The following is a 13,150-nucleotide window of genomic DNA, read 5'->3' as shown; positions in this document are numbered from 1 at the left end:
CCGGTAGACGTTGACCCGATTTGTCGTGCAGCCTATTAGCGAGAAATGTGTTTGTCGAAGTCCAGTTTTCTTATGAGAACTTCTGGGCGCTGGCTCTGTGTGGTCGAGGTTTGTAGGCTGATGAAGTTTTTTTTAAAGTTGATTTTGAGCAATCTTCATGAGCTACTTGAGCGCATGCGGGGGAATATCCCCAGTGATTTTAGCTCCAAAGCTTATCTGGACGCCAATCCGGACGTTGCTATTGCCGGGAGTTCCGCGGTCAGACACTATCTGAAGCACGGAAAACTTGAAGGGCGCCCATATAAAATGGGTAGCTATACGCTGAAAAATGTAAAGGCGCTTGATCCGCTAAAGAAAAATATACTTTTTGTTAGTCATGAGGCCTCACGTACGGGTGCGCCTATTGTGTGCTTGAAGCTTATGCAGGCTTTGAATAAAAAATACAATATTATTTGCCTGCTGCTTGGGCCGGGCGTTCTCGAAAAAGACTTCAAAAAGAGCGCTAATAAACTTTATAAAACCACCCACAATCAACCGAGTCTGTGCCAGCGCACTGTGAATGAAATCGTGGGGGCAGACGATATCTATTGCGCCATAGTTAACAGCGTCGTTTCGATCTACGCACTCGAAGCGCTTAGCGACCATCGCATTCCGACAGTATCACTTGTTCACGAATTTACTGCATACTTTAAGCCCCATTACTTTATGGAGGCCGTTATTCGGAGCTCCTCCGAAATAGTATATTCGTCAGATATAATCAAATCTGATGCCGCTCGCCACGTTCCTCAATGGCGACCAAATAACCACGTACATATCATTCCGCAAGGGCGTTGCATCCTAAGCGGAGATCCTGAGAGGGAAAAAGTGGATGCGGCGTTTCAACCTGCTGGATGGCCTGAAGATGTAAAAGTAATTCTTGGTGCGGGATCTTTTAATTTTCGGAAAGGTGTCGAGTTTTTTCTTCAGACGTGCTCATATATATTAAAGAAATCCAAAGATAAGAATCTTCGTTTCGTCTGGTTCGGAGGTGGATACGACCCAGAAAATGATTTTGAGTTCTCGCTTTACTTTAAGGAGCAGATAGACAGATCTGGATTGGCGGACCATATCCAAATCGTCGGAAATATCGGGAGCTTGGAATATGCCTACAGCAGGGCGACAGCTTTCTTGTTGACCTCAAGATTGGATCCACTTCCCAATGTTGGGCTAGATTCTATCTGTCATGGACTTCCGATTTTCTGTTTCGCGAACGCCTCTGGCGTGGCGGATGTATTGGTTGCTGAGGGGTTGGGCGATCAATTAGTTTCACCATATGTCGATAGTTATGACATGGCGTGTAAGGTTAACCGCATGCTGGAGAACCCCGAAATGCTGCAATCTGTTTCCGAGCAGTTGAAGGAGATTGGAGATCGGCGGTTCAGCATGGAACGTTACGCTTCGGACGTAGACCATCTGATTGGACGGGCCGTTGCGACAAATCAGGTCGACAAAAATCTTGCAGAAAAGATTGGAATTGGCAGTTTGATCGATCTAAAATTCTGGAGCAAGCAAGTGGAAATCAGGCAATATTCAAAATCTGAGAGTAGGAGACTTGCTGCGTGGCACTATGTTAGGGAAGTTAGATCGGGCATCGCGCGCCGTCGTCCGAGTGCAGGCTTCGATGTTTTTAGTGCCGCAGAACTACAGGGAGTGTCTGTCGATGAAGCTCTACAAAGATTTTCTGAGGCAAAAAGTGGCGCGTAGTTCAGGAGAAAAGAGTCGCTGCGAGTTTTGGCGTGGTGCACTTCCCAACGGTGGTCCTTTGCGATAGTAGGCGACAAAGCCTTTTAATTCCGCTTTGGAAGCGACTCGACATGAATATGATGCAAGCGACTTTACCCATGCCACTTCAGCTTTCTGTAGTGGTCCCGACTTTTAACGAGAGCAAAAATATTCGCGAGTTGGTCAAAAGATTGAATGTTGCTCTCAATGGAATCGCGTGGGAGCTAATTGTTGTGGACGACGATAGTCCCGACGGCACCTCAAAGCTCGTGAAATCGATGTCGATGACGGATCTGCGCATAAGATGCATCAGACGAATTGGGCGTCGGGGTTTAGCGGGTGCTTGCATTGAGGGGATTTTGTCCAGTTCGGCGCCGTATGTGCTGGTTATGGATGGCGATCTTCAACATGATGAATCCATCATTCCTGAGATGTTCCATATCCTGGAAAGCGGAAGGGATTTGGCGGTAGGCAGCCGCAATGTGGCTGGTGGGTCGTCCAATGAAGGCTTTTCGCGCTTGCGTAAGTGGGGATCGGATACAGCTACTAAGTTGGCGCAGAGGGCACTCAAGGTTAACATTTCAGATCCAATGAGCGGCTTCTTTATGTTGCGGAGAGAGACGTTTGAAAAAGTTGCGCCCTCCCTGTCGAAAGAAGGCTTCAAGATACTGCTTGATTTTATATCATCAGCACCACCAACTTTAAAAACTGCAGAGGTGCCATTCAAATTTCGGGAGCGTTTTGAAGGAAGCTCTAAACTTGGATCTCTGGTGACCGTCGACTATCTTGGACTATTGTTGTCAAAGCTATCGGGCGGAATTCTGCCAGTACGTTTTTTGATGTTCGCTTCTGTGGGCGCGTTTGGTGTTCTCGTTCATCTGTTGACACTCCGAATTATGCTCGATGCATTTCAGCTTTCGTTTTCCATGGCCCAGTTCGTTGCAACTATGGTGGCGATGACGGGGAATTTCATTCTCAATAACGAGTTGACTTATCGGGATATGAAACTTCGAGGGTTCCGTTTCTTTACCGGATTGTTGACGTTTTATGCTGCGTGCAGCGTAGGCACCATTGCCAATGTGGGTGTCGCGAGCTGGATTAATGAGGCGTGGCACTCGGACGTGCTTCTATCTGGATTGGCCGGGGCGCTTTTGGGCGCTGTCTACAACTATGCCGCGGCGTCAATGTTCACCTGGAAAAATTGAACATTCGCAACTGCGCGGAATTTTCCGGAGATTGTGAGTGAGGCCATTCGCAAAGAATGAGGTTTTTGGATTGATTACTAAAGAAGGTAATGGCCGCGACTACACAGGGCTTTGTGCTTTTATCATTTGTCTTTTATTTGCCGCTGTCAGTGCTCGTTGGGTATTGTTGTACAGGACTGGTGGCGCTCTTGACATAGATGAGGCTGGTTACATTGGATACGCCGTTGCGCTTGAGCGCGCTCTTATTGGCGGCGGCATTGCGGGATGGATCAAAGCATTCCTTACTCCTATAGGCCAAGCTCCGCTTACGATGGTGTTTGCATCTTTGATCATGGCGGTAGTAGGCACTCACTCTGAGTGGGTAGCACTTTTGACCAACAGCGTTGTACTGTTTTTTCTGCTTTTTATGGTCTATTTTCTTGCAAATAGAGAATACGGATCACGGGTAGCGCTGCTTTCCGTTATGGTTGTTGGCACGACTCCTTACATTATAGACTACGCTCGTTTGTTTAATTTCAGTACGCCAACGGCGTTATTTTTTATCGCAACGATTTATTGTTACCGACACACGGAAGGGATGTCAAAAATACCTTGGGTAGTGGCTGTCGGATGTTGCGCTGCGTTGATGGTCTTATCTCGGACAATGGCTTTAGCCTTTTTACCGGCTTTTGCTGCCGTGTTCCTTGTCGAGAGCATTTTTTGGCGGACACCGTGGAAACGATTGTTGCTATCGATATTCGTCGGATCCCTTGCGTTTGTTGTGGTCTGCGGTCCATGGTTCGCGGCAAATTTTCATATCGTATTTGAGTATCTTTTGTCGTTTGGATATGGCCGGAAAGCAGCGGAATACGGCGCGGGTGAAGGTGTATTCACCTATGATGATATAATGTTTCGACTATATCTGTTCTCTAAGTATACAAAGATCCTCCACATTGCATTATTTTTAGTGGGTATTTGTGCAATTCTTGCGAATGTATTTTTGTCTAATAATAAGTCACGTGCGGGTCTTTCGTTTGCTGCGCATGTATTATTATTGTCTTTTTTGTGCCTCTTAATATTAATGTCATCAAGAAATATAGGAACCGCTTTCGATCTACCTCTCTTGCCTCCGTTAATTATCGCGATGGTGGGGTCGTTGGCGCACCTGATCAGGTCTGTATGGCTACAACGATTCGGGGCGATGATCGTCTTACTCAGTGTTTTTCCAGTATATCTCCTCTACGCAGATCAAGCTGTGTGTGAAAAATCTGAAGCTCATTCGATGAGATGGGGTTTCAATTTGACGCCCGTCGCCTTCTGCGGCGGTATTATGGAAAACTATATCGGAGATCGATACGGTCACGTTTATAACGGTGAGGAAATCAGAAAAGTTGGTGGAGCTTGGATGGATACAAGTTCCCAACTTTCTCAAATTCTCACGGATCTTACGGGATCTGAACGCGGGGTTGTGTTCGCCTCGCGTCATATTCTGGCGAACGTTAACGCCGTGAATTTGAAAAGAATTCAGACAATCGGTTCCTTCTTTCCCTTGCAGCAGATAGATCCTGCGAGCATTGGGAGTACAGTTGCCGACTATGCCGGGTGGCTATCGAATCCGCCCGTTTCAAACGCATGCTATGTGGTCGCGCTGAACAAAGTGCAGGGTGAGTTTCCTTTTGCAGCAGATCCAGACAGTTTACGATCCGCGTTGTCCGAACTTCATTATTCCTTGGTGGGAACTGTTCAAGCTCCTGCTGAGGGACAATGGTTTGACATATTTCGCAGTCCTGCGCCGGAATGCGGCAAGGCGTCAGGAAGTCTTTGATGGATCTGCAGCGAATGGTGGCGGCATTTCCCAATATGGAGATGCCGCTTTTGTCTGATAGACTGAGTGTGACGTAGCGACGGAAGTGGGTTCTGCGAGCAAGGAAGCTGTTGCTGTAGTCAGGGGTCCTCTGACGCTAATGCCTTCGTATATGAGATTATTAAACAGGATATATGTGGAACAATGCGGTGTTTAGTGCTTGGCGGTAGAGGTTTTTTGGGAACTCATTTGGTTCGTTCCCTATCGGGTGAAGGGTATTTCGTACGAAGTTTTGATCGTGCGGGAAATATCAAGCCTGTAGTGCCTCTAGCAAAAAGCAGTGAAAGCGGATCTGAAGTCGAATATTTCTCAGGTGACTTTTTATCGGCTCAGGACGTAGACGCGGCGTTGGATGGTATAGATGTTTGTTTCCATCTGATTTCGACAACGATTGCAAGTACATCCAACGCAAATCCTGTTTACGATGTCGAAACAAATTTACTCGGGACACTTCAGTTGCTCCAAGCGGCAGTGAAGAACAGAGTTAGACGCATTGTTTTTGTTTCTTCGGGCGGAACGATTTATGGTGTACCAAATTCGATTCCAATTACTGAGGAACACGGCACTAATCCGACCTCGTCATACGGCATTACAAAGCTTGCGATAGAGAAATATCTCCATCTTTATCGCATACTTCACGGTCTTGAATACGTCGCATTACGCCTTGCCAATCCTTACGGCGTTGGCCAGAAGACTGATGCGCAGCAAGGCGCGATTGCAGTGTTTTTAGGGCGCGCATTGCGCGGAGAGGAGATAAGTATCTGGGGTGACGGTAGTGTTATCAGAGATTACATCTACGTCGATGATGCGATAGATGCGATGGTGCGTGCTGGCAATGTCAATATTGATGGAGGATGTGTCGTTAATATTGGCGCAGGCATCGGTTACAGTCTCAATGAGATTCTTGCTGTGATTGAGAAAGTTACCGGTTGTAGGACGAACAGGAGCTATGTGGAGGGGCGGACATATGATGTCCCCGCTAATGTCCTTGATATTTCTTCGGCCAACGCCTTGATGGAGTGGACACCAAAAATTTCATTGGAAGAGGGCGTTCGTCGGTTTTCGGATTGGATTGCGGTCAATGAAGAGAAGCGCTGTCAATAAACGCTGCTGCGTCCTTTGAAATCATGTGAGGTTTGATTTGGCTGGTAAAAATCGAGATGGTGGCTTTGAGGATTTTCGGCAGATGGCCGCAGATCCGACGTTGTCCAAATATGAAAAAATAGGTTTTCCGGACGCCTATCGCGACGGTTTCGAACCTGGGATTTTTGCCGACATTGAAAAAAAACTTCCTGCCCTCTCGCAAAATGGTTCCAAGGTGTTGGATATCGGTGCGGGTTGCAGCGATTTGCCTCTCATGATCATCGACAGAGGCGGGAAGCTTTCACAAGAAACCCATCTGATTGATAGCGTGGAAATGCTGGCGCTTTTGCCCACTCCCGCACATGTCCGTAAATTGCCAGGCGCATTTCCGAATTTACCTGGTTTTGTCAGTCAACACGTCGATTATTTCGACGCGATCCTATGCTATAGCGTTTTTCAATATGTATATGTTGAGTTCCCCCTATATAGATTTCTCGATTCCGCGTTGTCCCTGCTGGCGCCGGGAGGACAGATGCTGATCGGCGATATTCCGAATAGTTCAAAGAGAAGGCGTTTTTTCTCCAGCGCTGCTGGTCGTCAGCATCATCGCGAATTTACTGGGACCGATTCGGATCCCGAAGTTGAGTTTAATCGCATTGAGTTCGACAAAATAGATGATGCAGTTATACTCTCCATTGTCGCAAGAGCGAGAGCGCAAGGTTTCGACGCCTTCATCGTCCCGCAAGATTCACGCTTGCCGATGGCGAACCGCCGTGAAGACGTATTAATTGTCAGGCCCTGAGCGAAGATGTTCAAAGAAAAATTGATAATAATTGGGGATAGTGCGTTTGCAGAGGTTGCATACGAATATTTCTCTCATGACTCTCAGTACGAGGTTGTCGGCTTTGCTGTAGAGCGGGATTATATCACGAAGACTGAGCTTTTAGGGTTACCTGTTTTCGCATTCGAGGAGTTGCCGGATCGATACGGCAAAGACGACGTTAAATTTTACGTTGCAATTGTTTATTCCCAGCTCAACCGATTGCGTACCCGTCTTTACATGGTCGCTAAAGCGATGGGGTACAGGCCTGCCAGCTATATAAGCAGCCGCGCCTTCGTATGGAAGAACGCTCGAATTGGTGAACACTGTTTCATTATGGAGCATAACACGGTGCAGCCGTTCGTTTCAATTGGTAACAATGTCGTATTGTGGAGCGGAAATCATATAGGCCATCACTCAACGGTGCGTGATAACGCTTTTGTTTCTTCACAGGTGGTTGTATCGGGCTTTTGCGACATCGGAGAGAACTGCTTTTTGGGCGTAAACTCGACCATCGCCAATAATGTCACCATTGCCGACGACAACTGGCTTGGCCCATCGGTCAGTATTTCATCGGATACAGAAAGCGGTCAGCTTTTTCGTGTTGATCCGTATCAGCCCGCGAAGGTTTCAGCATTGCGATTTTTTAAGGTTGCAAAATGAAATGGCTAAAACACGGCCTGGTGTGGGGGCCTGATCAGACGAAACCTTGGGCGCGAAGTCACGCGATGTGTCCGACGCCAATTCAAATCAGTGATGAGACAATTCGCGTCTATGTCTCGACGCTGGATAACAATGGGCGAGGTTGTGCAACATTTGTTGATGTCTGCACACGAAATCCGACCGTAGTCACATACGTGCCCGACTTTGTATCTCTTGGACCAGGGGATCCAGGTACATTCGATGACAACGGAGTGGTGCCCCTTGGGATCGTGAAATCGGATAATCGTTATCTCATGTACTATGCAGGCTTTGAGCTGTGCACGCAGATAAGATACAGGATATTTACTGGGCTTGCTGTTAGCGATGACGAGGGCCGAACGTTTCATCGTTATTCTAGGGTGCCAGTCCTTGATCGCACGGACGAGGAGATGTTCTTCCGTTGCGGGCCTTTTGCTATGCGTGAAGACGACGATATCAGGTTATGGTATGTAGGTGGAGATAGCTGGACAGAGATTGATGGTAAGTCGATGCCTATATACGATCTTCGCCACGCTCGCTCCAGAGATGGCGTTCTCTGGCCCGAGAAAGGTCAGGTTGTCATGGCTGTCACTGGCGACGATGAACACGGGTTTGGTCGCCCGTGGATCGTAAAACGGGGAAAACACGATTATCAAATGTTTTATTCGATCAGGCGTCGTTCTTTGAAGGCATATCGGCTCGGTTATGCTGAATCGTCGGATGGACTGAATTGGCTTCGTAAAGACGAGGAGATGGGACTTGATGTTACGCCTAGCAGCTTCGACAGTGACGCCATCATGTACTCTTCCGTAATAACGGTGAAGGGTAGAACTTATTGTTTTTATAACGGCAACGAGTTCGGAAAAGAGGGCTTCGCGTTGGCGGAGCTGGCGTCGTGAGCTTCGAGATAGTGCCTTTCTCTAATGGTTCGGCAGATCGTTGGGACGATATTGTTGCAAAGAGTGCGAACGGCACATTCCTCCATTCTCGGCGCTTTTTGAGCTATCATGGCAGCCGCTTTGAGGATTTGTCAGTAATGGTCTCCTTGAAAGGAGAGTTCGTTGCAGCTTTCCCTGCAGCTCGTTCGCCGGCAGATAATGGAACGGTTGTAAGTCACCCTGGGTTGACCTACGGCGGAATAGTACACAACGGCGGTATTTCAGGTGACCGGATGCTGGATGTTCTCGACTGTCTATCGAGACATTATCGAGACTTAGGCATGAAACGGCTGTTATATAAAGTCGTGCCCTATATTTATTCTATAGCGCCGTCCCAGGACGATATTTATGCCTTGTGGCGCTTTGGCGCGACGCGGGTGCGGTGTGATCTCGCCGTGGCCATCGATCTTGGACATCGGTTAAGGCTTAGTCAAAGACGGGAGCGCGGGCTGAGAAAGGCGATGCGTTCCGTTGTCGTTAGGCGAAATGTCGGGGCGTTCGATGATTTTTGGTTTCTTCTGACAGAGAATCTTACACGAAAGCATGAGGCTACACCGGTTCACAATCTGGAGGACGTGTTTCTACTTGTTCAGCGGTTTCCTGAAAATATCGAACTTTATGGAGCCTTCGTTGACGACGTTTTGGTTGCGGGGGTTCTGCTTTTTAAGATGCCGCGTGTTTGGCACGCTCAATATATTGCATCAAGTGAACAGGGCTACGATCTTTCTGCGCTTGATGTTGTTTTCGACGAGATCATTCGCGATACCAAGGCTGCGGGTGTCCGGTATTTTGATTTTGGCACCTGCAATGAGAATGGTGGTCTAATCCTGAATGCGGGATTATATCGCTTCAAGGCAGAATTTGGCGGCGCTGGTGTTGCTTATGAGCAATATGAACTTGGGTTGGGGGATCGGTGAAGGTTTTGGATTGCAAGGTCTTGGATTTGCCAAGACGGCTGGATGTGCGCGGAAGTCTCACCTTCGTCGAGGGCGGGCAACACATACCCTTTGATATAAAGCGGGTGTTCTACCTTTATGACGTTCCGACTGCGGAGGGTAGAGGAGCGCATGCCCATCGGCAGTTACATCAGTTTCTGATTTGTCTTTCGGGCAGTTTCGATGTGCGTCTAGATGACGGATCGGAGATTGCGACTGTGCATCTAAATCGACCTTGGCAGGGTTTGCATGTACAGCCGATGATCTGGGCGTCCGAGATTAATTTTGACCCCGGTTCGGTGTGTCTGGTTTTGGCGTCCATGAATTATGACGAGAACGACTATATCCGCGACTACAGTCAGTTTTTGAAAGAAAAGGGGACCTCTGGATGACGGTACCTTTTCTAGATCTGAAGGCTGGGTATCAGGAACTTCGCGAGGAGATTGATGACGCGATCCATCGGGTGCTGGACTCAGGATGGTATATTCTCGGCGATGAAATGGAGGCTTTCGAGGCTGAATTCTCGGCTTATTGCGAAGCGAAACACACGATCGCGGTAGGCAATGGTCTTGAAGCGCTCCATCTTGGCTTGTTGGCTTTGGGCGTTGAACCGGGTGACGAGGTGATTGTACCTTCCAATACCTATATCGCCACTTGGCTTGCCATTAGTCAGTGCAATGCGAAGATCGTTCCTGTCGAACCCGATCCCCTGACACACAACATAGATCCCGCCCGTATCGAAGATGCCATAACCGACAGGACAAAAGTTATCTTGCCGGTTCATCTATACGGATTGCCGGCAGATATGCGTCCGATCCTCGAAATAGCGGCGAAGCATGGATTGAAAGTCCTTGAGGATGCCGCACAAGCGCACGGTGCAACTTATGACGCGAAGCGTGTAGGTGGGCACGGAGATGCCGTCGCCTGGAGCTTTTATCCTAGCAAAAACTTGGGTGCGCTTGGTGATGCTGGTGCAATAACAACCAATGATGACGAGATCGCCGAAAAATTGCGCATGCTCCGGAATTATGGTTCGCGAACCCGTTACGTAAATGAGATCCGTGGTTTTAACAGTCGTCTCGATCCTTTGCAGGCGGCAGTTTTGCGCGTGAAATTGAGACATTTAGACAATTGGAACGCGCGGCGAGCGGCAATCGCATCGCATTATAGAACTGCAATATCGGACATTCCCGAGATAATCGCACCTTGTGAGCCAAATGGATGCCAGCATGCGTGGCATTTGTTCGTCATCCGTCATCCACAACGAGACATTTTGATGTCGAAGTTGAAAGAGAAGGCCATAGGGACGATCATTCACTACCCTATTCCACCCCATATGCAAACTGCGTATTTGATCGAAAACTGGCGTCCGGAGAGCTTTCCCTTAGCTAGAGAGCTAGCCCAAGAGGTTCTCAGTTTGCCGATTGGTCCCCACATGAATAATGATGCCATTGAATACGTCATCCAGACTCTTCAAGAAGAGGCTGCGTCTCTATGATATTTTACGATATTGGAGCGTTGAAACAGCGTGTCCACACCGTGTTGTTGTCAGGGGATACGTCCCTCGCGCTTGATCTTGTAAGGGATGCTGTCGACACAGTCATCAACAATAAGCGGTCTGTCGCTAAAATTTTGGCTAGCAGGGATCTTGACTGTCTCTGCGCCGACATTGCGAAGCATTGGCGCGAGAACAAGGCAGAGACCGTTTCCTGCAAAAATGTTGAGGGAACGGTAATCCTTGCGACAGAACTGGCTTTGGCTGGCGGCCACGTGGAGCTGATTAAAGACTACATCCGGTGCGGAGAGTTTCCCAAACCGGTAACCTTGGTGCTGAGTGATTGTTTCGACAGAGCTAACAGCAATTTATCGGTTGAATTCTCACAAGCGCTCGATACCAAGGTTGTGACAATTCGCGGGCAAAACAGTGGTCAGAGGCTTGACGAGCTAGACCGAACGTTGCGCGAACTCAGTCCCGACAAATTGCTCTTGGTGAACCACAATCAAGATTCCGTTGCGATTGTGGCGGCACTCGTCCAGAATGTGCCGGAGATATTTTTCATCCACCACGCGGATCATCATCTGTGCTTGGGAGTCACCCGTGACGAATTCCTACATGTTGATGTAGCCCAATATGCATACTGCAATTGTCGGGACAGGTTGAAAAACAGGAAAAATCGGTATTGGCCGATCATTCTTCAGGGGAAATTTTTGGCAAGATCACCCGTATTCGACCTGTCTAAGGGACTTACAACCTGTGCGGTTGGGCGCTCTGAGAAATTTGAGTCGGGGGAATATAGTTACGACTATTTCAAAATTATTCCGGAGGTTCTTGCCGCTACTGGTGGTTCCCATGTCCACATTGGGCCGCTAGATGACAATCGGCTTGAAGGAATCCGAACTCACCTCGCTGAGCTCGGCGTCGATCCTGCGAGTTTTCGTCATGTGCCTTGGGTGTCTTCTGTTGCGGACGCAATGATCGACTATTCGGTGGATGTCTATATGGTTTCGTTTCCTTACGGTGGTGCCAAATCCGCTATAGAAGCGATGGCAACCGGCATTCCTGTTCTGGTGCACAAGAATTATCGCTCCATTTTAACTAGTAGCTATTTTGTTGTTTATGACGATGCCTATGCTTGGGGTGATACGGACGAGCTGATATCGCTATTGAAGGCGGTTAGTGCAGACGATCTATCCAGGCACTCGCGCCAATCGCGCGATTTTTATGAGAAGAATTATACCCTCGAGATTTTGAACTCTGCGATAAGGAAGCGGGAAGGGTGGGAGATTGAATCCCCTAATTTCAAGTCTTATTATGTAGACGGGTTACAAGCATATCTCGATGAAGAGCGTCTAATCGAAGAGCAGTCAGGCGCAAGCGCAGTCAAAGTCGAGCTTGCCAGAATGTACGAGGAGTATTCTAAGATACACACGGAATATCTTCGTATTCTTGATGCTTACAATCGATTGTTGACAAATTGACTATCTTGGACTCTTTTGATGCTGACCTTCGATTCTGATTTCCACCAACTTTTGGTGGAGTCAGTTACTCTGTGACGTGCCCTGACGTGCCCCCCAATAAATTAGGCCATTTAGAACTGGAATTTTCCACTTATGATCCCTGGTGGGAAGAAGGGGAGAATTCGATGAAGGCCTCGAAGTTTTCGGAAGCGCAGATCGCATTCGTGTTGAAGCAGGCAGAGGATGGCACGCCGATCGGCGAGGTCTGCCGCAAGGCAGGAATTTCGGACGCGACGTTTTACAATTGGCGCAAAAAATACGCGGGCTTGATGCCCTCGGAGATGAAGCGGCTGCGACAGCTTGAGGAAGAGAATGCCAAGCTGAAGCGGATTGTTGCCGACCTGTCGCTGGACAAGGCCATGCTGCAGGATGTGCTTTCAAAAAAGCTTTGAGGCCTGCCCGCAAGCGCAAGCTTGTCGACACGATCAAGGCGGACTGGAAGGTTTCGATCCGGCGTGCATGCTCGGTGTTGAAAGTCGACCGGTCGCTTTATGTCTACAAGTTCAGGCGTGGCGAGCAGGCCGAGTTGAAGCTGTAGATCAAGGACATCTGCCAGACGCGGGTACGCTACGGCTACAGGCGTGTGCATATCCTTATCAAGCGCGGAGGCTGGCCCGTGAACCCGAAGCGAATCTATCGTCTTTATAAGGAGATGGACCTCCAGCTCCGCAACAAGGTTCCCAAGCGCCGGGTCAAGCCGAAGCTGCGGGCTGAACGCACGGAGCCGACCCATTCCAACCATGTTTGGGCGATGGATTTCGTTCATGACCAACTGGCCACTGGTCGCAAGATCAGGGTTCTGACGGTCGTCGACTGAACTGCCCCCCATTTCGACCGGACAGTCGGCATAAGCAGAAAGGCTCAAG

General features: G+C 48.6%; 11 protein-coding genes and 1 pseudogene. All 12 read left to right on the top strand.

Features of this window, described 5'->3' with window-relative positions:
* Positions 1-120 precede the first annotated feature (120 nt).
* Positions 121-1,743: a glycosyltransferase family 4 protein gene (locus tag AC5SEO_RS25410; protein WP_495364148.1), complete on the top strand. Its 1,623-nt coding sequence runs from the start codon at positions 121-123 to the stop codon at positions 1,741-1,743.
* A gap of 110 nt (positions 1,744-1,853) precedes the next feature.
* The gene (locus AC5SEO_RS25405) at positions 1,854-2,966 is read left to right on the top strand and encodes a glycosyltransferase family 2 protein (protein WP_495364147.1); all 1,113 of its coding nucleotides are present in this window, start codon (positions 1,854-1,856) and stop codon (positions 2,964-2,966) included.
* A 37-nt stretch (positions 2,967-3,003) separates the two neighbouring features.
* On the top strand, positions 3,004-4,770 hold the full coding sequence (locus AC5SEO_RS25400) for an ArnT family glycosyltransferase (protein WP_495364146.1): 1,767 nt from the start codon (positions 3,004-3,006) through the stop codon (positions 4,768-4,770).
* A 183-nt stretch (positions 4,771-4,953) separates the two neighbouring features.
* Positions 4,954-5,913 carry an NAD-dependent epimerase/dehydratase family protein gene (locus AC5SEO_RS25395; protein WP_495364145.1) on the top strand — a complete coding sequence of 320 codons (960 nt, stop codon included), beginning with the start codon at positions 4,954-4,956 and terminating at the stop codon, positions 5,911-5,913.
* A gap of 37 nt (positions 5,914-5,950) precedes the next feature.
* Positions 5,951-6,694, top strand: coding sequence for a class I SAM-dependent methyltransferase (locus AC5SEO_RS25390; RefSeq protein ID WP_495364144.1), 744 nt, complete (start codon positions 5,951-5,953; stop codon positions 6,692-6,694).
* Positions 6,695-6,700: 6 nt separating this feature from the next.
* Positions 6,701-7,375 carry an acetyltransferase gene (locus AC5SEO_RS25385; RefSeq protein WP_495364143.1) on the top strand — a complete coding sequence of 225 codons (675 nt, stop codon included), beginning with the start codon at positions 6,701-6,703 and terminating at the stop codon, positions 7,373-7,375.
* Complete coding sequence (locus AC5SEO_RS25380) at positions 7,372-8,292, top strand: glucosyl hydrolase (RefSeq protein WP_495364142.1); 921 nt, start codon at positions 7,372-7,374, stop codon at positions 8,290-8,292. Before AC5SEO_RS25385 ends, AC5SEO_RS25380 begins: the two co-directional genes overlap by 4 nt.
* On the top strand, positions 8,289-9,248 hold the full coding sequence (locus AC5SEO_RS25375) for a GNAT family N-acetyltransferase (protein ID WP_495364141.1): 960 nt from the start codon (positions 8,289-8,291) through the stop codon (positions 9,246-9,248). The genes AC5SEO_RS25380 and AC5SEO_RS25375 overlap by 4 nt, the downstream gene beginning before the upstream one ends.
* On the top strand, positions 9,245-9,658 hold the full coding sequence (locus AC5SEO_RS25370; protein ID WP_495364140.1) for a sugar 3,4-ketoisomerase: 414 nt from the start codon (positions 9,245-9,247) through the stop codon (positions 9,656-9,658). Before AC5SEO_RS25375 ends, AC5SEO_RS25370 begins: the two co-directional genes overlap by 4 nt.
* Positions 9,655-10,764: a DegT/DnrJ/EryC1/StrS family aminotransferase gene (locus tag AC5SEO_RS25365; RefSeq protein ID WP_495364139.1), complete on the top strand. Its 1,110-nt coding sequence runs from the start codon at positions 9,655-9,657 to the stop codon at positions 10,762-10,764. Before AC5SEO_RS25370 ends, AC5SEO_RS25365 begins: the two co-directional genes overlap by 4 nt.
* A complete protein-coding gene (locus AC5SEO_RS25360; RefSeq protein WP_495364138.1) occupies positions 10,761-12,245 on the top strand; it encodes a hypothetical protein in 1,485 nt (494 codons plus the stop codon). The genes AC5SEO_RS25365 and AC5SEO_RS25360 overlap by 4 nt, the downstream gene beginning before the upstream one ends.
* A gap of 164 nt (positions 12,246-12,409) precedes the next feature.
* Positions 12,410-13,098: pseudogene (locus AC5SEO_RS25355) on the top strand (transposase); the annotation flags it as partial.
* Positions 13,099-13,150 lie beyond the last annotated feature (52 nt).

Source organism: Agrobacterium sp. K11 (assembly GCF_059429395.1).
This window is presented reverse-complemented; position numbering and strand designations above follow the sequence as displayed.

What these genes read in the sequence shown, in the direction of transcription:
- AC5SEO_RS25410 (WP_495364148.1), top strand. Translation starts at nt 121, where the DNA reads ATGAAGTTTTTTTTAAAGTTGATTTTGAGCAATCTTCATGAGCTACTT.
- AC5SEO_RS25395 (WP_495364145.1), top strand. Translation starts at nt 4,954, where the DNA reads ATGCGGTGTTTAGTGCTTGGCGGTAGAGGTTTTTTGGGAACTCATTTG.
- AC5SEO_RS25360 (WP_495364138.1), top strand. Translation starts at nt 10,761, where the DNA reads ATGATATTTTACGATATTGGAGCGTTGAAACAGCGTGTCCACACCGTG.
- AC5SEO_RS25385 (WP_495364143.1), top strand. Translation starts at nt 6,701, where the DNA reads ATGTTCAAAGAAAAATTGATAATAATTGGGGATAGTGCGTTTGCAGAG.
- AC5SEO_RS25365 (WP_495364139.1), top strand. Translation starts at nt 9,655, where the DNA reads ATGACGGTACCTTTTCTAGATCTGAAGGCTGGGTATCAGGAACTTCGC.
- AC5SEO_RS25405 (WP_495364147.1), top strand. Translation starts at nt 1,854, where the DNA reads ATGAATATGATGCAAGCGACTTTACCCATGCCACTTCAGCTTTCTGTA.
- AC5SEO_RS25380 (WP_495364142.1), top strand. Translation starts at nt 7,372, where the DNA reads ATGAAATGGCTAAAACACGGCCTGGTGTGGGGGCCTGATCAGACGAAA.